The 18,729-nt window shown below is 72.2% G+C and carries 17 protein-coding genes; 11 read left to right on the forward strand and 6 right to left on the reverse strand.

Going from position 1 to position 18,729, the window contains the following annotated elements; all coding sequences use genetic code 11:
• The first annotated feature begins 10 nt into the window (after window positions 1-10).
• A complete protein-coding gene (locus ABFX46_RS14780) occupies window positions 11-838 on the forward strand; it encodes a YceI family protein (protein ID WP_346042583.1) in 828 nt (275 codons plus the stop codon).
• A 14-nt stretch (window positions 839-852) separates the two neighbouring features.
• On the opposite strand, the gene ABFX46_RS14785 is transcribed toward ABFX46_RS14780, so the two are convergent.
• The 5 genes from ABFX46_RS14785 to ABFX46_RS14805 form a co-directional block, all read right to left on the reverse strand.
• Window positions 853-1,833, reverse strand: coding sequence for a SecDF P1 head subdomain-containing protein (locus ABFX46_RS14785; RefSeq protein ID WP_428831263.1), 981 nt, complete (start codon window positions 1,831-1,833; stop codon window positions 853-855).
• A 205-nt stretch (window positions 1,834-2,038) separates the two neighbouring features.
• Entirely contained in the window at window positions 2,039-3,145 is a 1,107-nt protein-coding gene (locus tag ABFX46_RS14790) for a 2-oxoacid:ferredoxin oxidoreductase subunit beta (RefSeq protein WP_346042587.1), read from the reverse strand.
• Window positions 3,138-4,979, reverse strand: coding sequence for a 2-oxoacid:acceptor oxidoreductase subunit alpha (locus tag ABFX46_RS14795; RefSeq protein WP_346042588.1), 1,842 nt, complete (start codon window positions 4,977-4,979; stop codon window positions 3,138-3,140). Before ABFX46_RS14795 ends, ABFX46_RS14790 begins: the two co-directional genes overlap by 8 nt.
• 349 nt (window positions 4,980-5,328) lie before the next feature.
• Window positions 5,329-6,576, reverse strand: a complete 1,248-nt coding sequence (locus tag ABFX46_RS14800) for a hypothetical protein (protein WP_346042590.1) — start codon at window positions 6,574-6,576, stop codon at window positions 5,329-5,331.
• Between the two features lie 577 nt (window positions 6,577-7,153).
• A complete protein-coding gene (locus ABFX46_RS14805) occupies window positions 7,154-8,431 on the reverse strand; it encodes a hypothetical protein (RefSeq protein WP_346042591.1) in 1,278 nt (425 codons plus the stop codon).
• 153 nt (window positions 8,432-8,584) lie between these two features.
• On the opposite strand from ABFX46_RS14805, the gene ABFX46_RS14810 reads away from it, so the two are divergent.
• Genes ABFX46_RS14810 through ABFX46_RS14825 form a run of 4 tightly spaced genes read left to right on the forward strand, consistent with a single transcriptional unit; the run spans window position 8,585 to window position 11,422 of the window.
• Window positions 8,585-8,956 (forward strand): NADH-quinone oxidoreductase subunit A, encoded by a 372-nt coding sequence (locus tag ABFX46_RS14810; protein ID WP_131945455.1) that lies wholly within the window; start codon window positions 8,585-8,587, stop codon window positions 8,954-8,956.
• A 27-nt stretch (window positions 8,957-8,983) separates the two neighbouring features.
• Window positions 8,984-9,928: an NADH-quinone oxidoreductase subunit B gene (locus ABFX46_RS43515; RefSeq protein ID WP_428831258.1), complete on the forward strand. Its 945-nt coding sequence runs from the start codon at window positions 8,984-8,986 to the stop codon at window positions 9,926-9,928.
• Window positions 9,925-10,476 carry an NADH-quinone oxidoreductase subunit C gene (locus ABFX46_RS14820; protein WP_346042593.1) on the forward strand — a complete coding sequence of 184 codons (552 nt, stop codon included), beginning with the start codon at window positions 9,925-9,927 and terminating at the stop codon, window positions 10,474-10,476. The genes ABFX46_RS43515 and ABFX46_RS14820 overlap by 4 nt, the downstream gene beginning before the upstream one ends.
• Window positions 10,469-11,422, forward strand: a complete 954-nt coding sequence (locus ABFX46_RS14825; RefSeq protein WP_346042595.1) for a complex I subunit 1/NuoH family protein — start codon at window positions 10,469-10,471, stop codon at window positions 11,420-11,422. The genes ABFX46_RS14820 and ABFX46_RS14825 overlap by 8 nt, the downstream gene beginning before the upstream one ends.
• 32 nt (window positions 11,423-11,454) lie before the next feature.
• On the opposite strand, the gene ABFX46_RS14830 is transcribed toward ABFX46_RS14825, so the two are convergent.
• Window positions 11,455-12,306, reverse strand: coding sequence for a ComEA family DNA-binding protein (locus tag ABFX46_RS14830; protein WP_346042597.1), 852 nt, complete (start codon window positions 12,304-12,306; stop codon window positions 11,455-11,457).
• 111 nt (window positions 12,307-12,417) lie between these two features.
• On the opposite strand from ABFX46_RS14830, the gene ABFX46_RS14835 reads away from it, so the two are divergent.
• From ABFX46_RS14835 to ABFX46_RS14860, 6 genes are read left to right on the forward strand one after another with little or no spacing between them, the layout of a single operon-like run.
• Window positions 12,418-12,951: a NuoI/complex I 23 kDa subunit family protein gene (locus ABFX46_RS14835; RefSeq protein ID WP_424923519.1), complete on the forward strand. Its 534-nt coding sequence runs from the start codon at window positions 12,418-12,420 to the stop codon at window positions 12,949-12,951.
• Window positions 12,948-13,481 (forward strand): NADH-quinone oxidoreductase subunit J family protein, encoded by a 534-nt coding sequence (locus tag ABFX46_RS14840; RefSeq protein WP_346042599.1) that lies wholly within the window; start codon window positions 12,948-12,950, stop codon window positions 13,479-13,481. Before ABFX46_RS14835 ends, ABFX46_RS14840 begins: the two co-directional genes overlap by 4 nt.
• The gene (gene nuoK, locus ABFX46_RS14845) at window positions 13,481-13,852 is read left to right on the forward strand and encodes an NADH-quinone oxidoreductase subunit NuoK (protein ID WP_346042601.1); all 372 of its coding nucleotides are present in this window, start codon (window positions 13,481-13,483) and stop codon (window positions 13,850-13,852) included. The genes ABFX46_RS14840 and nuoK overlap by 1 nt, the downstream gene beginning before the upstream one ends.
• Window positions 13,849-15,735, forward strand: coding sequence for an NADH-quinone oxidoreductase subunit 5 family protein (locus ABFX46_RS14850; RefSeq protein ID WP_346042603.1), 1,887 nt, complete (start codon window positions 13,849-13,851; stop codon window positions 15,733-15,735). The genes nuoK and ABFX46_RS14850 overlap by 4 nt, the downstream gene beginning before the upstream one ends.
• A complete protein-coding gene (locus tag ABFX46_RS14855) occupies window positions 15,732-17,237 on the forward strand; it encodes a complex I subunit 4 family protein (RefSeq protein ID WP_346042604.1) in 1,506 nt (501 codons plus the stop codon). The genes ABFX46_RS14850 and ABFX46_RS14855 overlap by 4 nt, the downstream gene beginning before the upstream one ends.
• Window positions 17,237-18,700 carry an NADH-quinone oxidoreductase subunit N gene (locus tag ABFX46_RS14860; RefSeq protein WP_346042606.1) on the forward strand — a complete coding sequence of 488 codons (1,464 nt, stop codon included), beginning with the start codon at window positions 17,237-17,239 and terminating at the stop codon, window positions 18,698-18,700. The genes ABFX46_RS14855 and ABFX46_RS14860 overlap by 1 nt, the downstream gene beginning before the upstream one ends.
• The last annotated feature ends 29 nt before the right edge of the window (window positions 18,701-18,729 follow it).

The following is an 18,729-nucleotide window of genomic DNA, read 5'->3' on the forward strand; positions in this document are numbered from 1 at the left end:
AAGGTCGTTGATGGACGCTGAACGAGGTCTGCGCGGGACGGTGCGGACGAAGGACGGCTGGGCGGTGCGGCACGCGATCGTCACGGTGACCGACCTGGCCGGCAACCAGGTCGCGCGGGAGCGGACCGGGGAGGACGGCGTGCTCGCCGCCGGTCCGCTGCCCGCCGGGACGTACACGGTGATCGTGACGGCGACGGGCTTCCAGCCGGCCGCCGCGACGCTGATCGTGTCCACGTCCGGCACCGCCGACGTCGGGCGGATCGTGCTCGGGCGGGCCGGCGGCACCGAGCTTCCGGCGCCCGGCCCGTGGACGATCGACCCCGCGCACTCCACCGTCGGCGCCGTCGCGCAGCACCTCGGCCTGTCCAGCGTCCGCGGCCGGTTCGCCGCGTTCGAGGGGCGGATCGAGGTCGCCGAGCCGGCCGAGGAGTCGCGGGTCACCGCGCGCATCGAGGCCGCGTCCATCGACACCGGCAACAAGATGCGCGACGACCACCTGCGCTCGGCCGACTTCATGAACGCCGACGTCAACCCCGTCATCGCCTACGACGGCGAGGGGCTGACCGCGGCAGGGCCCGACCGCTGGACCGTCCACGGCCGGCTCACCCTCAACGGGATCACGCAGCCGGTCGACCTCGACATGACCTACCTCGGCAGCGGCTCGGACCCGTGGGGCGGCGTGCGGGCCGCGTTCCGCGCCACGGCCGAGCTGCGCCGCGCCGACTTCGGCATCCGGTTCAACCAGATCCTGGAGGCGGGCGTCGCGCTGGTCGGCGAGAGCCTGCGCGTCGAACTGGAGATCCAGGCCGTCCAGGGCGAGGAACTCCCGGAGGGCTAGGCTCCGGCCGGGGGCTAGCGGCCCTTGAGGTCGCGGACGAGCTTCTTCGCCGCCGCCTTGTCCGGCGAGCCGGTCACCACGACCTTCCCGTCGGTGATCGCCATGTCGACGCGGGGCAGCGTGACGAGCCTGTCGCGGACGACGAACGCGAGGTCGCGCCCGACCGTCGCCCGGGTCAGCCGCGCGAACGCCTCCCGGTCGACCGGCCGCAGCGTCAGCGCCACGTCGTACCCGCCGGGCTTCACCCGCGACTTCTGGATGCGCAGGTCGGCGACCTTGTGGATCGCGATGCCCTGGGTGAGGCGGTAGCACGTCGGACCGGTGGCGGCCTGCCCGGTGATGCCCCGCGTCCCGGCCGGGCACGGGCCGGGGCTCGCCTGCGCGACCGGGTAGATGTGCAGCGGCGCGGCCAGCGCGACCGGCCGGGTCCGCATCGAGGACGCGATCAGCCCGCCGGTCACCACGACGGCCGCGATGAGCAGCCCCAGCGTCAGCACCATCACCAGCAGCGCGGACCGGTGCTGGTCGGCGGCCTTGGCCGGCGCGATCGGCCGCGACCGGACGGGGCGCCGCCGCCCCGCGCGGCTCCGCTTGACCTCCGCCGCCCGCCGCTGCCGCTCGGCCGCGCGGGCGCGCCGCCGGGCCGCTTCGCCGCCCGCGGCCGGCAGCACCGCCGTGGCCGCTTCCGGCTGCGCTGCCGTGGCCGCTTCCGGCTGTGTCGTATTGGCCGCTTCCGGCCGCGCCGCGTCCCGGGATTCCGGCGCGTCCTGGACGCTCGTCCCGCCCCGGAGGCCCTTCTGAGCCGGTGCCGCCGCCGGATCGCCGCCGCGCCCCGCGGGCAGCGGCCGCGTGTCGCCGGCCTCCAACGGCGCGGTGGACGCCGAGGTCTGCTCGCCCGAATCCTGCTCAGCGGGAGGTGAGGAGGGTGGAGCGGAGGACGGCGCGGGCGCCCGGTCGCGCGGACGATCCTTGTTGCGGCGCGGAATGACCCGCATCGTCACCTCCCCGGCTCCATGATCTCCGCCAGTCTCTCAGCCTGAGACGCCGTCCCGCATCGTGTCTCGCCGGAAGACCGCCGCGAATCGTCCCGTGGTCGTCATGTTCGACAGTGCCCCGTGAGCACGCGTTCAATACGCGCGAAAAAGCCCGGCCCCGGACGAACCGGGGCCGGGCCTGCGCAAAGGTGATCAAACGGGACGGTCAGTCGATGCGCCAGGTGTCGCCGGAGCCGAGCAGCGCGGCGAGGTCGCCCGCGCCCTGCTTCTCGACGGCCTCGTCGAGCTGGGCCCGCATCAGCTCGTCGTAGGACGGCCGGTCGACGTCCCGAAAGATGCCGATCGGGGTGTGCTCGAACGCCGGCTGGTCCAGCCGCGACAGCGCGAACGCCTGCGACGGGTCCGGGTTGTGGGCGTCGTGCACGGCGATCTCCGACGCGGGCACGTCCGCCACGTTCACGACCTCGAACGAACCGGTCGGGGTGCGGCGCAGCGCCTTGGAGCGGTCCGCTCCGAACACGATCGGCTCACCGTGCTCCAGCCGGACGGTGATGTCGTCGCGGACGTCCGGGTCCTTCAGCGGCTCGAACGCGTTGTCGTTGAAGATGTTGCAGTTCTGGTAGATCTCCACGAGCGCGGTGCCGCGGTGCTGCGCCGCCGCCCGCAGCACCGACTGCAGGTGCTTGCGGTCCGAGTCGATCGTCCGGGCGACGAACGTGCCCTCCGCGCCGATCGCGAGCGACAGCGGGTTGAACGGCGCGTCCAGCGACCCCATCGGCGTCGACTTGGTGATCTTGCCGAGCTCGGACGTCGGCGAGTACTGGCCCTTCGTCAGCCCGTAGATCCGGTTGTTGAACAGCAGGATCTTCAGGTTGACGTTGCGGCGCAGCGCGTGGATCAGGTGGTTGCCGCCGATCGACAGCGAGTCGCCGTCCCCGGTCACCACCCACACCGACAGGTCCGGCCGGGACGTGGCGAGCCCCGTCGCGATCGCCGGCGCGCGGCCGTGGATCGAGTGGAACCCGTAGGTGTTCATGTAGTACGGGAACCGCGACGAGCAGCCGATGCCCGAGATGAACGTGATGTTCTCCCGGCGCAGCCCGAGCTCCGGCAGGAAGGACTGGACGGCCGCGAGGATCGCGTAGTCACCGCACCCGGGGCACCAGCGCACCTCCTGGTCGGTCTTGAAGTCCTTCATCGACTGCTTCTGGTCGGTCTTCGGGACGAGCGAGAGCAGCGACCTGCCGTTTCCGTTCGCGTGCCCGTTCCCGTTGACGGCGCCGTTCCCGTTGGGGGAGCCGTTCTCACTCACTGTCGATCACATCCTGGATGACGCCCTGCAGCTCTTCCGCCTTGAAGGGCAGGCCGCGGACCTGGTTGTAGCCGATCACGTCGATGAGGAACCGGGCGCGCAGCATCATCGAGAGCTGGCCGAGGTTGATCTCCGGGACGATGACCTTGTCGTAGGAGCGCAGCACCTCGGGCAGGTTCGCGGGGAACGGGTTGAGGTGCCGCACGTGCGCCTGCGCGATGTTCCGGCCGGTCGAGCGGACCCGCCGGACGGCCGCGGAGATCGCCCCGTACGTCCCGCCCCAGCCCAGCACGAGGACGCGGGCCGCGCCGGACGGGTCGTCCACCGCGAGCGGCTCGACATCGTTGGCGATGCCGTCCACCTTGGCCTGGCGGAGCCGGGTCATGGTGTCGTGGTTGGCCGGGTCGTAGGAGATGTTGCCGGACCCGTCGGCCTTCTCCAGGCCGCCGATCCGGTGCTCCAGCCCCGCCGTGCCCGGGATCGCCCACGGGCGGGCGAGGGTCTCCGGGTCGCGCTTGAACGGCTGGAAGTCCTCCTGGGACGGCGCGGCGAAGTTCGGCTCGATCTTCGGCAGCTCCGCCACGTCCGGCAGCTTCCACGGCTCGGAGCCGTTGGCGAGGTAGCCGTCCGACAGCAGGATCACCGGTGTGCGGTACGTGACCGCGATCCGGGCCGCCTCGATCGCCGCGTAGAAGCAGTCCGACGGGGACTGCGGCGCGATCACCGGGACCGGCGCCTCGCCGTTGCGGCCGTACATGACCTGCAGCAGGTCGGCCTGCTCGGTCTTGGTCGGCATGCCGGTGGACGGGCCCGCGCGCTGCACGTCGATGACCAGCAGCGGCAGCTCGGTCGCGACGCCGAGGCCGATCGTCTCGCTCTTCAGCGCGATGCCCGGACCGGACGTCGTGGTGACGCCGAGCGACCCGCCGAACGAGGCGCCGAGCGCCGCTCCCACCGCGGCGATCTCGTCCTCGGCCTGAAACGTCCGCACACCGAACTTCTTGTGCTTGGACACCTCGTGCAGGATGTCGGACGCCGGGGTGATCGGGTACGAGCCGAGGAAGATCGGCAGCCCGCTCTGCACGCCCGCGGCGACCAGCCCGTACGCGAGCGCGAGGTTCCCGGTGATGTTGCGGTACAGGCCGGGCTCGTGCTCGGCAGGCTTGATCTCGTACTGCACCGAGAACGCCTCGGTGGTCTCGCCGTAGGACCAGCCCGCCTGGAAGGCCGCGATGTTCGCCTTCATGATCTCGGGCTTGCTGGCGAACTTGCGCTCCAGGAAGCCGAGTGTTCCCTCGGTGGGACGGTGATACAGCCAGGACAGCAGCCCCAGCGCGAACATGTTCTTCGCGCGCTCGGCGTCCTTCTTGGAGATGTCGAAGTCCTCAAGGGCCTTCACCGTCATCGAGGTCAGCGGCAGCGCGTGCACGCGGTACTCGGCGAGCGAGTCGTCCTCGACCGGGCTGGTCTCGTACCCGACCTTGGCGAGGTTGCGCTTGCTGAACTCGTCGGTGTTGACGATGAGGTCGGCGCCGCGCGGCAGGTCCGCGAGGTTGGCCTTGAGGGCGGCCGGGTTCATCGCGACCAGTACGTTGGGCGCGTCCCCGGGGGTGAGGATGTCGTGGTCGGCGAAGTGCAGCTGGAAGCTGGACACGCCGGGCAGCGTCCCGGCCGGGGCGCGGATCTCGGCCGGGAAGTTCGGCAGCGTCGACAAGTCGTTGCCGAACGCCGCGGTCTCCTGGGTGAAGCGGTCACCGGTCAGCTGCATGCCGTCGCCGGAGTCTCCGGCGAATCGGATGATGACGCGGTCGAGTTGCTGGACCTGTTTGGTCACAGAGGAAGACCTCCTCGACGGGCAGCACCGTCCCGGGGGAGGCACCCGGGATCGTGATGCTACTTAGGCTTGCCTTCATGGTATGTCCGGGATCGGATGGTGTTATCGGGACGACCGCTCACCGGAAGGTACGACCTGGGGCGGTGCCCTAGTTCATCCCGGAACAGAGGCTGCTGCGCTGCCGGCACAGGTCGACGTGCAGTCGCCGGACCAGCCGCCGCGCGGGGCTCGTCGAGGAGCCGCGGCTCCCCAGGGGCGTGGAGTTCACGATGCGAAGTGTAGACAGCGCGGATCGAGCCGGGCGGCACCGCCCCTGGACCGCGCGTCCAGGGGCGGGGCGCCCGGGACGCTAGGGACGTCCTGGTGACCGTGATGTGGCGATTTCGGGGCCGTCGGACCGCTCGGCCGTCGGCCCGCCCGGCGTGGCGGGGCCGGACGTGGCCGGATCGGGCGTGGCGCTCGCCCGCTTGAGCACCGCCCTGCGCTCGCGGTCGACCTGCGCGAGCAGCTCGGGGACGTCCGCCTTGTCCAGCGCCTCGCCGACGACGCGGGCGGACGCCTCGTACGGGTACGAGCCGGGGTTGTCGAGCGCCTTCTTCATCCAGTTCCGCCACAGCTTGCTGGTCACGGTGCAGCGCAGTGTCAGCGACCGGTCGGCCTGCACCGGCCCCGAGGCCCGGCAGGACCCGAGCGGCGTGCCCCTGGACGTGATCGACGCCCGCAGCGCGGCCCGCGCGCCGTCCGGCACCGCCCCCTGGGGGGAGGTCAGCGCGGCGGGGAGGCTCACCGTGCAGCCGTTGGTGTTCTGGTCGCAGTTGCTGAACGTCAGCGCCCCGGGCGTGAAGTGCAGGTTCGGGTCGGGCGCGCCGCCGAGCGCGGCGACCCTCGGGCGCAGCTCGGTGAACAGGGTCGCGGGCGCCGCCACGGGCGCGGCGGTGAACCGCGGCTCGTTCTGCCCGGCGGCGCGCACCGACAGCAGCCGGTACGGGGCCGCCGCCGTGACCAGGTAGTCGGCGGCGGACGTGGTGATCCGGTACGCCCGGACGCCGTTCACGTCCTCCGTCGGCGGGTTCCCCGACGCCTTCCGCAGCGCCTTGGCGATGGACTTGGGCCCGAGGACGCCCGGCACGTCGAAGCCGGGCATCGACGCGGGCGCCTTCGACCACCGGTCCGCGTAGTACTCCGGATGCGCGATCTCGGCGGCGTACGCGCGCCAGAACGCGAGGCCCGCCTTGAGATAGGTGACGTCGTCGATCGCGGCGACGTCCGCGGTGAGGGTGCCCGCGGTGATCCGCCCGGTCACCGAACCCGAGGGCGTCACGCGGAGATGCGCCTGGACGGGTTGCCCCTTCAGCGTGATGGTGCCGTCGTAGCGCACGCCCGTCCCGGACGTGAGCTCCCGGCCCGCCGCGAGCGTCCACGCGGGCGGCGGCGCCGACACGGTCGGCGTGGGCTTCTTCTTCACCGGCTCGTCGCCTCCGCCGAGCGCGACCCCGGCCACGGCACCGGCCGCGACCACGACGACGGCCGCCGCACCCGCGACGACCATGCCCCGCCGCCCGCGTCCGGCCCCCTGCCGCCCGCCCTTCCCGGGCATGACCCGCCCAGGCGGCCCGCCCCCACCCGGCGCAACGCCCCCGCCGGGCATGCCGGAACCGCCTGCCGGAGCAAAGCCGCCCGGCTGTGCCGGCCCACCTGGTGCGCCAGGGCCGGCGTGCTGTGCCGGGCCGCCGGGGCCCGTGGGTTGTGCGGGGGCGGGGGGTGGGGTGGGCATGTGGGCGTAGGCGTCCGGGGGGACGGCGCCCGGTGGCAGGGGGGTGCCCGGGGCGGGGGTGCCGCCGGCCGGGACGGGGGGATGGGGCGGGGCGGAGGACGCCTGTGAAGGCTCGTCCTGTTCTGCGCTCACTCGGGGCTCACTCTGCTCACTTCCGGGGCCCGGTTTCGGCCCGACCGTCAGACACAAAGCAAGGGATTCGGATGCGTCCCCAGAGGGTGCCGGCGAGGCTCGGGACCGGTCCGGGGGGTGGTGGGCGGCCGCCGGGGCACTGGAGGGCGTCCTCAAGAGCATAAGGGCGCCCGGTGGTGCTTTCCCCCGGACGGGGAGAGCACCACCGGGCGCCCGGTTCGCCGCGGATCAGCGCGCGGCGCCGCGCGCCGTGCGCCTCACCTGCGGCTCACTCGCTTGCGAGGCCGTTCTGCAGGGCCTGGACCTCCGCGGACGTGGCGCCGATCACCTTGTACTCGGCGTGCTTGTAGAAGGTGCCGCCGGTGCCCTTGGCCCAGCTCCGCCACGCGCTGGTGGCGACCCGGCAGCTCGCCCACTGCGACGTGGTGCCGGTGATGGTGATCTGGGTCGTGCAGTTGCCGAGGTCCCTGCCGGTCAGCGTGCCGGCGGTGATCCGGAACCGGACGTCGATCGTGACGGGCTTGTCCACACCGAACGGCGGCCGGATCCTGGCCTGCACGGTGCAGCCGGTGCTGCTGTTGCAGCCGCCCTTCTTCCACTCGTCGACCGACGGCCGGGCCGAGCCGTTGAAGGAGTCCTTCAGCTCGCCCATGCTCGAGCGCATGTCGGAGATGAGGGACGAGGCGTCACCGGAGCTCTTCGGGGTGACGTCCACCGTGACGCGCGGCGAGGTCGCCTCGTAGCGCAGCAGCTCCGCGTCGTCCTCGTCGGTGATGTAGATGGTGGAGGAGAAGGTGCTGAACTTCAGGGCCTTCTTGCCCTGCCAGGTGGTCTCGATCGGCTTGACCCGGGACGTCCTGGCGGTGCGGAGCTTGGAGGCCAGCACCGACGGCGTCAGCTGCCGCCGGAAGTCGATGTCGAGCTCGTCGTCGTCCAGCCGGCCCCACTGCTGGCCGGCCTTCAGGTAGAAGGGATCGTCGGTGGTGATCTCCTTCTCCCAGTACGACTTGTCGGCCTTCACGAACAGCTTGCCGTCCGCGGAGAGCACGGTGACCCTGTCGCCGCCCCAGGTGACGTCGCCCATCGCGCGGCCGCCCTTGGTGACGTTCAGCTCGCCGCGCAGGGTCTTGGAGCCGCTGAAGGTGCCCTTCAGGGTGACGGCGCGGGCCGTGGCCATGCTGCTGGCGGCCGCGGTCAGCTTCTCCTCGGGCGACTTGCCGCCGCTCACGGTCACCGCGTACACCACCACGGCGATGATGATGAGGAACACCAGGCCGCCGCCGATGAGCCCGATGATGAGCCCGCCGCCTCCGCCGCGCCTCGGCGGCGGCATGGCGGGGCCCATCGGGGCGCCGGGGGGCGGCGGGAAGAAGGGCGGCGGGGTTCCGGGCCCGCCGAATCCGCCGGGCGGGGGCGGCGCGCCCCGGCCGCCGGGCGCGCGGGGGCCGCTCGGACCGGGGCCGCCCGGCCCCGCCGGGGGCGGCGGGGGCGGCCAGGAGGCGCCGCCCGGGGATTCCCAGCCAGGGGGAGGCGGGGGGTTGCTCATCCGGTCACGTCCTTCCAGGTCAACCTGACCCAATGCAAGCCTAGTGTGCAGCAAAAGCATGACATCGTGCTCCTCCGGGGTGGAGGTACGACGCCACACTCCCCTGACCCTGGGCCCGGGGATACTGGATGAGACGCATACGAGGAGGATCTGGTGCATAACTATTTCGACACATATGTCGTTGTGGTCGTCCTACTCCTCGTGGGTGCGGGGATCGTCGGCGGAGCGCTCGCCGCGAACCGGATGCTGCGTCCGGATCGTCCCACGGCGGAGAAACTGACCACGTACGAGTGCGGGGTCGACCCGGTGGGCGAGGGCTGGGCCCACTCCTACGTGCGCTACTACGTCTTCGCCTACCTGTACGTGGTGTTCGCCGTGGACGCGGTGTTCCTGTTCCCCTGGGCGACGGTCTTCTCCGATCCCGGCTACGGGGCGACGACGCTCGGTGAGATGTTCGTCTTCCTCGCCTTCCTCGCGACCGGGCTCGCGTACGCGGGGAAGAAGGGCGTCCTCTCCTGGGTGTGATCCCGTCCGCGCTGTAACAATGGCGCTGTGGGCACCATCGATCTACCGCCGCCGAGCGTCGGGCCGCTGTCGCGGCTCGCGCCCAAGCCGATCAAGTTCGTGCTCAACTGGGGCCGCCGCTACTCGCTGTGGGTCTTCAACTTCGGCCTGGCCTGCTGCGCCATCGAGTTCATCGCGACGTCGATGAGCCGGCACGACTTCATCAGGCTCGGCGTCATCCCGTTCGCGCCCGGCCCGCGGCAGGCCGACCTGATGGTCGTCTCCGGCACCGTCAGCGACAAGATGGCGCCCGCCGTGCGGCGCCTGTACGAGCAGATGCCCGAGCCGAAGTACGTGATCTCGTTCGGCGCCTGCTCCAACTGCGGCGGGCCGTACTGGGACTCCTACTGCGTCACCAAGGGCGTCGACCAGATCATCCCGGTGGACGTGTACGTGCCCGGCTGCCCGCCCCGCCCGGAGGCGCTGCTGCACGGGATCGTCCACCTGCAGGAGAAGATCGCGGCCGAGTCGCTCGGCGACCGCTACACCGGCGGCGACCCGCTCAGCCCGCCGCCCGCGCCGCGCCCGCTGTCGGCGACCGTGCTGCGCCGCCCCCTCCAGCCGCCTCCGCCGCCGCCGGACGAGGAGGAGACGTTCGAGCACTGGGACGTCATGGGCGAGGAGGCCCGCCGGGAGGGCGAGGGCGCCGAGGACGAGACGAAGCCCGTCCGGCACCTCGGCGACGTCCCCGCCGAACCGGAACCGGAGCCCGTGCGCCCCGACGACGAGACGCTCCCCGTCCAGGCGCTCCCGGCCGACGAGGTCCCGGCCGACGAGGCGTCGGCCGACGAGGTGACCCGCCCGGTCCCGCCCCTGGAGGACGAGACGGAGACGCGCCCCGTCCGGTCGGTCGACCACGACCCGTCGATCATCCCGGGCCTGGTCGACGACGATGACGACGACCACGACGACCGGATCGGGCGCGAGCGGTGACCGCCGGGTTGGCGGACGCCTGGACGGCCCGGTTCGGCGACGAGGTCAGCACGGAGGAGACGTCCGGCGGCCTCGCCGTCGGGGTCCCGCCCGAGCACTGGGTCGACGCGCTGGCCTTCGCGCGCGACGACCTGTCCTGCGGCTTCTTCGACTGGCTGACCGGCGTGGACGAGCTGGAGGACGGCTTCGCCGTCGTCGTCCACGTGTACTCGCTGGAGCGCCGCCACCACCTGCTGGTCCGGACCCGCGTCCCGCGGCGGGCCCCGGTGCTGGCGACGGCGACGGGCGTCTACCGGGGCGCCGCGTGGCACGAGCGCGAGACGGCGGAGATGTTCGGGATCCTGTTCGAGGGCCACCCGAACCTCGTCCCGCTGCTGCTGCCGGACGGCTTCGAGGGCCATCCGCTCCGCAAGGACTTCGTCCTCGCCGCCCGCGTCGCGAAACCGTGGCCGGGCGCCAAGGAGCCGGGCGAGTCGGGCCACGGCGCCCCGAGCCGCCGCCGCGTCCGCCCGCCTGGCGTGCCCGAGGACTGGGGGCCGAATGCTTGAGATCGTCGTCAAGCTGGCCCTGGTCGCGGCGGCGTTCGCGCTGCTTCCGCTGCTGGTGGGGCAGGCCGAGCACAAGGTGATGGCGCACATGCAGGGCCGCCTCGGCCCCATGTACGCGGGCGGTTTCCACGGCTGGGCGCAGCTCGTCGCCGACGGCGTCAAGTTCGCGCAGAAGGAGGACGTGGTCCCACGCGACGCCGACCGGTGGGTGTTCAAGCTGGCGCCGGGCGTGGCGCTCGTCCCGTACCTGCTGGTCCTGCTCGTGATCCCGGTCGGGCCGGGCGGCCAGGTCGCGCTCGACCTCGGTCCGGGCATCTTCTTCGCGCTCGCCGTCATGGGCGTCGGCGTGATCGGCGCGATCATGGCGGGCTGGGCGTCGGCGAACAAGTACTCGCTGCTCGGCGGGATGCGGGTGGCCGCGCAGCTGATGTCCTACGAGCTGCCGATGGTGTTCGCGGCGTCGTCGGTGGCGATGGCGGCGGGCACGCTGTCGCTGCCGGGCATCGTGGACGAGTGGCGCTGGTGGTGGCTGCCGTGGCAGGCCGTCGGCGCCGTGGTGTTCTTCGTCGCGGGCCTCGCCGAGCTGCGCCGCCCGCCGTTCGACATGCCGGTCGCCGACTCGGAGATCATCTTCGGCCCGTACACCGAGTACGGCGGGCTGCGGTTCGCGCTGTTCCTGCTCGCCGAGTACGCCGGGATCGTGGTGCTGTGCGCGCTCACGGCCGTCCTGTTCCTGGGCGGCTGGAAGGGCCCGTTCCTGAACACCGAGCTGGGCTGGCTCTGGACGCTGCTCAAGATCGCCGTGCTGGCGTTCTGCGTCATCTGGCTGCGGGTCAGCTACCCGCGCATGCGCGAGGACCAGCTGCAGAAGCTCGCGTGGGCGTGGCTCGTCCCGCTGTCGCTGGCCCAGCTCGCGCTGACCGGCGTCCTCAGCGTCGCACTCTGACGGGTCGGCGCGGGAAGGCCGGCGCGGGAAGGTCAGCGCAGGAAGATCGTGTAGTCGGCCATGAGGGGGAGGACGTCGGCCGGGATGTCGGCGTCCACCGCCATCTCCTCGGCGGACACGAACCCGCCGTGCTCCTCGCGGCGGCGGACGACGCGCTCGGCCATCTCCGGGGTCATGCCGGGCAGCGCCTCGATGATCTCGCGCGGCGCGCCGTTGACGTCCACGAGGCCGCCGTCGTCGTAGCTGCGCGGCGCGTCGGGACGGCCGATCCGCAGTTCGCGGGCCAGCGCCGGGTCGTCGGCGGCGAGCGCGCGGGCCTCCTCGCGCAGCATCCGGCGGTACTTGGCGTACTCGATCGCGCGCTCGTTCTGCCGGTTGCGGGGCGCCTCGCGGCGGAAGACGGACGTCCGGACCGCGAAGGCGTGCCCGGTGCCGGCCAGCCACAGCAGGATCGCCACGAACGACCCGAGGACGGTGAGCGCCGCGTTCCCGGACTGCATCAGCGTCAGGACGGCGGCCGTGCCCGCCCCGTACCCGGCGGCGGTGGCGCCGAGCCCCCACGAACCCCGCCGGATGGCCGCGTACAGGAACGAGAACGGCGTCCCGTAGCCCAATGTGATGAACGGCACGAAGGCCCACAGGACGCCGCTGGTGGCGTCCGAAGCCGTAGGCGGCACCGGTGGGGAGACCGGCCCGGGAACCGGCGGCCCCGGGAAGGGCGGGCCGGGGAACGGGGCACCGGGAGCGCGCCACCCGGACGGCCCGTACGCCCGCGGCGCCGGCCGCCGGTTCGGCTGCGTGTGCCCCTGGTGCGGGTGCCCGGGGGCGGGACGCGGCCGGCGGCCCTGCTCGGGATCGAACGGGCGGTCTGCGTGCTGGCTCACATCCCCTCCCTGCCCGTAAGCGCGCCACATACCACACGGCCTACTGCAGGTAAGACGAATGCCGAGCCCATCGCGTTCCCCCGGGCCCCGACGTACGCAATCATGGGGCGCGTGGGACGGCTACCAGGAGGCGGGCTGGCCAAGGGGCTGGCGGTCACGTTGCGGACGATGACGCGGCGGTCCATAACGCGTCAATACCCCGAAGTGCAACCCGATCTGCCCCCGCGCAGCAGGGGCGTCATCGCGTTGTTCGAGGAGAACTGCACCGTCTGCATGCTGTGCGCCCGCGAATGCCCCGACTGGTGCATCTACATCGACTCCCACAAGGAGACCCTCCCGGCCGAGGGCGGCGGACGTCCCCGGACCCGCAACGTCCTCGACCGGTTCGCGATCGACTTCGCGCTGTGCATGTACTGCGGGATCTGCATCGAGGTGTGCCCGTTCGACGCGCTGTTCTGGTCGCCGGAGTTCGAGTACGCCGAGTACGACATCGCCGAGCTGACCCACGAGAAGGAGCGGCTCCGCGAATGGATGTGGACCGTCCCGCCGCCGCAGGCCCACGACCCGTCCGCCGAACCGCCGAAGGAGATCGCCGCGGCGGAGAAGGCGGCGGCCCGCGCGGCGCGCCGGGGTCCGGGCCGGTGAGCGGGCAGGAGGTCGTGTTCACGCTGCTCGGCGTGGTCGCGGTCGGCTCCGGGATCCTGGTCGTGACGACGCGGCGGCTCGTCCACGCGGCGCTGTGGCTGGTGGTGTCGTTCGGCGCGCTCGCGGGCGGCTACCTCGTGCTGACCGCGGAGTTCGTCGCCTGGGTGCAGGTCCTGATCTACGTCGGCGCGATCGTGGTGCTGCTGCTGTTCGGGATCATGCTGACGCGGGCGCCGATCGGGGAGTCCGCCGACCTCGACTCCGGCAACCGGTGGGCCGCGCTCGCCGTCGCCGCCGGCACCGCCGCCGTCCTGGTCGCGGTGATGGTCATCGGGTTCCGGGACGAGCGGATGCCGCTGCGCGCGGGCGGCGGGTCGGCGGAGGAGCTCGGCGCCGCCGTGTTCCGGACGTGGGTGCTGCCGTTCGAGGTGCTGTCGGTGCTGCTGCTGGCCTCGCTGGTCGGCTCGATCGTCCTGTCGCGCTCCGACATCGGCCCGGAGGCGCCCGGGCCGGGGGAGGAGGAGGGCTGATGCATCTGGCCTATCCGACGGTCGTCGCCGCGCTGCTGTTCTCCGTCGGCGTGTACGGGGTGCTGGCGCGCCGCAACGCGATCCTCGTGCTGATGTCGGTCGAGCTGATGCTGAACGCGGTCAACCTGAACCTCGTCACGTTCGACGTCTGGTACCAGGACAGGCTGCACGGCGGCCAGGTCCTCACGCTGTTCACCATCGTGATCGCGGCAGCGGAGATCGGGCTCGGGCTGGCGATCGTCCTGCTGGTGTTCCGGAACCGGAAGATGATCGACGTCGACCGGCTGCGGACGCTGGCGGAGGACGGGGGCGCTCCGCCGCGTCGTCCGGCCGAGCCGGAACCGGAGCCCGAGGCGGTCGACGCCCAATGATCTGGCTCGCCTCGCTGGTGGCCCTGGCGCCGTTCCTCGCCGCGTTCGCCGGGATGCTGTTCGGGCCGTCCCTCACCAGGCTTCTGCGCGGTGTCCCGGGAGGCGGCCCAGGCGCGATCGCGTGCGTCCCGGTCGCGATCTCGGCGGTGCTGTCGGCGATCGTCGCGTTCGTCGTGTGGCGTGACCCGGGTTCGCGGACGGGCACGCTCACCCTCGTTGACACGGGATCGGTGCCGATCGAGGTCGGTTTGCAGGTGGACGGCCTGTCCGCCGTGGTCGCGCTCATGGTCTGCTGCGTCGCCCTCGCCGTCCAGGTGTACTCGGTCGCCTACATGCGCGGCGACCGGCGGTACTCGTCCTACGCGGCGTTCATCTCGCTGTTCACGTCCGCGATGCTGCTCGTCGTCTACGCGGGCGACCTCCTGCTGCTGTACGTGGGCTGGGAGGTCATGGGCATCTGCTCGTACTTCCTGATCGGGCACCACTGGGAGGAGCGGGCGAACTCGCGGGCGGCGGTCAAGGCGTTCCTCGTCACGCGGCTCGGCGACGTCGGCTTCCTGATCGGCGTGATCGTCCTCGGCGTCGGCGCCGGGACGTTCGACATCACCGAGATCGCCGCGCGGGCCGGTCAGCTCCCCGGCTCGACGGTCACCGCGGCGGCGCTGCTGCTGCTCGCCGGGGTCGCGGGCAAGAGCGCCCAGTTCCCGCTGCACACCTGGCTGCCGGACGCGATGGCGGGCCCGACCCCGATCAGCGCGCTGATCCACGCGGCGACGATGGTCGCGGCCGGGGTCTACGTCGTCGCCCGCGTGTACGGGGTGTTCGCGGCGGCTCCCGGCGCGCTCGCCGGCCTGGGCGTCATCGCGGTGGTCTCCATGGTCGGCGCGGCGTGCGCGGCCCTCGCCCAGGACGACCTGAAACGCGTCCTGGCGTACTCGACGATCAGCCAACTGGCGGTGATGGGCGCCGGGCTGGCCGTCGGCGCCAAATCCGCGGCGGTCTTCCACCTGCTCACGCACGGCGCGTTCAAAGCCCTGCTGTTCCTCGCTGCCGGCTGTGTCATCGTGACGGCCGGCTCCACCATGCTCCGTGACTACGGCGGTCTCCGGCGCGACATGCCCATCACGTTCGGGGCGATGACGGTCGGCCTGGCCGCGCTCGCGGGCGTCCCGCCGTTCAGCGGCTGGTTCTCCAAGGACTCCATCATCGAGGCCGCCCAGCACTCGGCCCTGCACGGCGGCGAGTCGGCCGTCTTCTCCGCGTCCGCCGCCGTCGCGGCCGTGCACGTGCCGGGCGGGGTGGCGTGGCTGGTGTATCTGGGGTTGCTGGTCACGGTCGCCCTGACGGCGGCCTACGCGATGCGCACGTGGCTGATGACGTTCTTCGGCGAGACGCGCGGGTCGTACGAGGTGCGCGACCCGTCGCGTTTCTTGACGTGGACGGTCGCGGCGCTGGCCGCCCCCGCCGCGATCCTCGGATTCTTCGGGCTCGGGGCTTCGGAACTGCGTCCCCATCTCGGGGCGTCGTTGCTCAGCGTCCTGCTGGTGGCGCTTGGGGCGGGTGCCGCCTTCCTGGTGTGGAACCGTGACCCGGCACTGGATCCGGCGCGCGCGCTTGGGCCGGTCCGTCTGGTCTTTGCGCGGGGCTTCTTCGTGGACGAGTTGTACGCGGCGGCGATCGTCCGTCCGGTCAAGGCACTCGCGCGCTACGTCGTGGCGTTCGACCGCTCCGGAGTGGACGCCGCCGTCGTCGGGACGGGACGCGGTGCGCGCCACCTTGCGGAGCTGTTCCGCTTCCCGCAGAACGGCAACCCGCAGACCTACCTCACCGGCCTGCTCGCCGGCGTCGTCGTCATCGTGGCCGGGGTGGTGATCCTCCTGTGATCTTCGTGCTGATGATGGCGATCCCGCTGTTCGGGGCGCTGGCGCTGCTCGTCCCGGCGAACCGGTTCCTGCGCACCGACTTCGCCGTCCGCGCGTTCGGCACGGCGGTGTCGGCCGCGACGCTGCTCGTCGCGGTCTCGGCGCTGACCGCGTTCGACTTCGGCGCCACGTCCCTCATGCAGTTGGAGATCGACCGGCCCTGGGCGCCCGCGATCGGCCTGCGCTTCCACCTCGGCGTCGACGGGATCTCACTCCCCCTCGTCGTCTTGACCGCGCTGCTGACGTTCCTGTGCTTCCTCTACACGCTGCGGCACCCGCCCGAGGGCGGCCGGATCCGGCTGCTGACCGCGCTCCTGCTCGTCCTCGAAATCGGGATGCTCGGCACGTTCGTCGCCCTCGACCTCGTGCTGTTCTTCGTGTTCTTCGAGACCGTCCTCGTCCCCATGTACGTGGTGATCATGCTGTGGGGCGGGACGGGACGCCGCGCCGCCGCCTACAAATTCATCCTCTACACGCTGCTCGGCTCCGGCCTCCTCCTCGCCGGGATGCTGCTGGTCGGCGCGACGTCCGGCACGCTCGACATGACCGCGCTCGCCGACCGGCACGGATCCGGGCTGACACGCGGTGTCCAGATCACGGCGTTCGCGCTGATGGGCGTCGGTTTCGCCGTCAAGGCGCCGATGTGGCCGCTGCACACCTGGCTGCCGGACGCGCACACCGAGGCGCCGACCGTCGGATCCGTCCTGCTCGCCGGCGTGCTGCTGAAGATGGGCACCTACGGGCTCGTGCGCGTGGCCCTGCCCCTCGCCCCGGACGGCGCCGCGTTCTGGGCGCCGTGGCTCGGCCTCCTCGCCGTCATCGGGATCATCTACGGCGCCCTCGCCTGCCTCGCCCAGCGCGACCTCAAGCGGATGATCGCCTACTCGTCCGTCGGGCACATGGGCTTCGTCCTGCTCGGCATCGCGACCCTCACCCCGGTCGGGATCAACGCCGCCCTGTTCGGCAACATCGCCCACGGCCTGATCACCGGCCTCCTGTTCTTCCTCGCCGGGTCGGTCAAGGAGCGCTGGGCCACCACCGACATGGCCGCGATCGGCGGCGGCATGCTCGGCACGTCGCCCCGGCTGGCCTCGATCCTGACGTTCGCGTCCGTCGCGTCGCTCGGGCTGCCCGGCCTCGCCGGCTTCTGGGGCGAGGTGCTCGCGCTGATCGGCGCGTACCGCCCGCACGCCGACCTGCCCCGCGAGACCTTCGTGACGTTCATGGCCGTCGCCGCGCTCGGCGCCGTGCTCACCGCCGCCTACTTCCTGCGGATGCTCGCGAAGCTGACCCACGGGCCCGCCCCCGCGGAGGGGCCGCACGGCCCGGTCGCCGCCGTCTCCGTCCAGGAGTACGCGGCCTGGGTGCCGCTGGTCGCGCTCACCCTCCTCGTCGGCCTCTGGCCGAAGACCCTGCTGGACGTGACCACCGCTCCCGTCCGCGCACTTTTCGGAGGCGGCTGATGATCCAGGGCATCGACTACGCGGCGATCGCGCCGCCGCTGATCCTCGCCGTCGCCGCGATCGGCCTCCTGCTGGCGGACGCGTTCGACGTGCCGCGCCGCGTCCTCTCCCTGCTGTCGGCCGGATCGCTGCTGGCGGCGCTGACCGCCGTGATCGCCCTGGCCTCCGGCGACCGCCGCGCCACGTTCTGCCTCCCGGACGGCCTGCGCTCGGGCGGCCCCCGCTCCTGCTCCTACGTCGCGGACGACTTCACCCTCCTCTTCCAGGGGATCGTCCTAGGCGCCGCCGTGGTCGTCGTCCTACTGTCGCTGCGCGAGATCACCGACTCGAAGATGCCGGTAGGCGAGTACCACTTCCTGTTGCTCTCCGCCGTCATAGGCGCCTTGGCGCTGGTGGCCGCCCGCGACCTCGTCCTCCTCGTGGTCGCGCTGGAGACCCTGTCGCTGCCGGTGTTCGCACTCACGGCCCTCCGCCGCTACGACGGGACGGCGTCCGAGGCGGCCCTGAAGCTGTTCCTGGTCTCGGTCGTCTCCACGGCGATCATGCTGTTCGGGATCAGCCTCGTCTACGGCGCGACCGGCGCGATGCACCTGGACCGGATAGCGCCCGCCCTGTCGCGGCTGCCCGCTTCGCTGGACCCGGTCGCCTCGGTCGGCTCCTTCCTCGTCCTCGCCGGGTTCGCGTTCAAGGTCGCCGCCGTCCCGTTCCACTTCTGGGCCCCGGACGTCTACCAGGGTGCCCCGCTGCCCGTCGCCGCGTTCCTGTCCGTCGTGTCGAAGGCGGCCGGCTTCGCGGGCCTGGCGATCGTCCTCGCCCTGGGCCTGCCCGCGTACGGGCACGTGTGGGGGCCGGTGATCGCCGTCCTGGCCGCGCTCACCATGACCCTCGGCAACCTGCTGGCCCTCCGCCAGCGGACCGCGATCCGGCTGCTGGCCTGGTCGTCCGTCGCCCAGTCCGGCTACATGCTCGCGCCGCTGGCCGTCGGCTCGCACCGCCTCCCCGAGGCCGTCGCCGCCACCACCGCCTACGTCGCGCTCTACGCCGTCATGAACATGGGCGCGTTCGCCGTCGTCATCGCCTACCACCGCCGCCGCACGCTGGACGACTACCGCGGCCTGGCCCGCCGCAGCCCCGCCACCGCCGCCGCCCTCGCCTTCTTCCTGATCTGCCTCGCCGGACTGCCGCCCGGCGTCATGGGGCTGTTCGCCAAGGTCGTCGTCTTCCGCGCCGCGGTCGCGGGCGGCGTAACCTGGCTTGCGGTGGTCATGGCGATCAACACGGTGATCGGGCTGTACTACTACCTGGCCTGGGCCGTCCGCCTGTTCACGCCGTCGCCCTCGGACGAGCACGAGGTCGCGCCGGGCCCGCCCGCCCGCGCCGCGATCATCGCGACCGCGGCCGGCGCGATCGTCTTGTCGGCGGCCCCGCAGATCGTCCTGCAGACGGTGTCGCAGGCCACCTGACCGGGAACGTTCACCCAGGTCAAACCGTT

Source organism: Actinomadura chokoriensis, assembly GCF_039529475.1.
Classification (GTDB): Bacteria; Actinomycetota; Actinomycetes; order Streptosporangiales; family Streptosporangiaceae; genus Spirillospora; species Spirillospora bangladeshensis.

Excerpts from the sequence above, each read along its gene's own strand:
- ABFX46_RS14780 (WP_346042583.1), top strand. The coding sequence starts at position 11 with ATGGACGCTGAACGAGGTCTGCGCGGGACGGTGCGGACGAAGGACGGC.
- ABFX46_RS14785 (WP_428831263.1), bottom strand. The coding sequence starts at position 1,833 with ATGCGGGTCATTCCGCGCCGCAACAAGGATCGTCCGCGCGACCGGGCG.
- ABFX46_RS14800 (WP_346042590.1), bottom strand. The coding sequence starts at position 6,576 with ATGCCCGGGAAGGGCGGGCGGCAGGGGGCCGGACGCGGGCGGCGGGGC.
- ABFX46_RS14805 (WP_346042591.1), bottom strand. The coding sequence starts at position 8,431 with ATGAGCAACCCCCCGCCTCCCCCTGGCTGGGAATCCCCGGGCGGCGCC.
- ABFX46_RS14825 (WP_346042595.1), top strand. The coding sequence starts at position 10,469 with ATGCTTGAGATCGTCGTCAAGCTGGCCCTGGTCGCGGCGGCGTTCGCG.
- nuoK (WP_346042601.1), top strand. The coding sequence starts at position 13,481 with ATGCATCTGGCCTATCCGACGGTCGTCGCCGCGCTGCTGTTCTCCGTC.
- ABFX46_RS14850 (WP_346042603.1), top strand. The coding sequence starts at position 13,849 with ATGATCTGGCTCGCCTCGCTGGTGGCCCTGGCGCCGTTCCTCGCCGCG.
- ABFX46_RS14860 (WP_346042606.1), top strand. The coding sequence starts at position 17,237 with ATGATCCAGGGCATCGACTACGCGGCGATCGCGCCGCCGCTGATCCTC.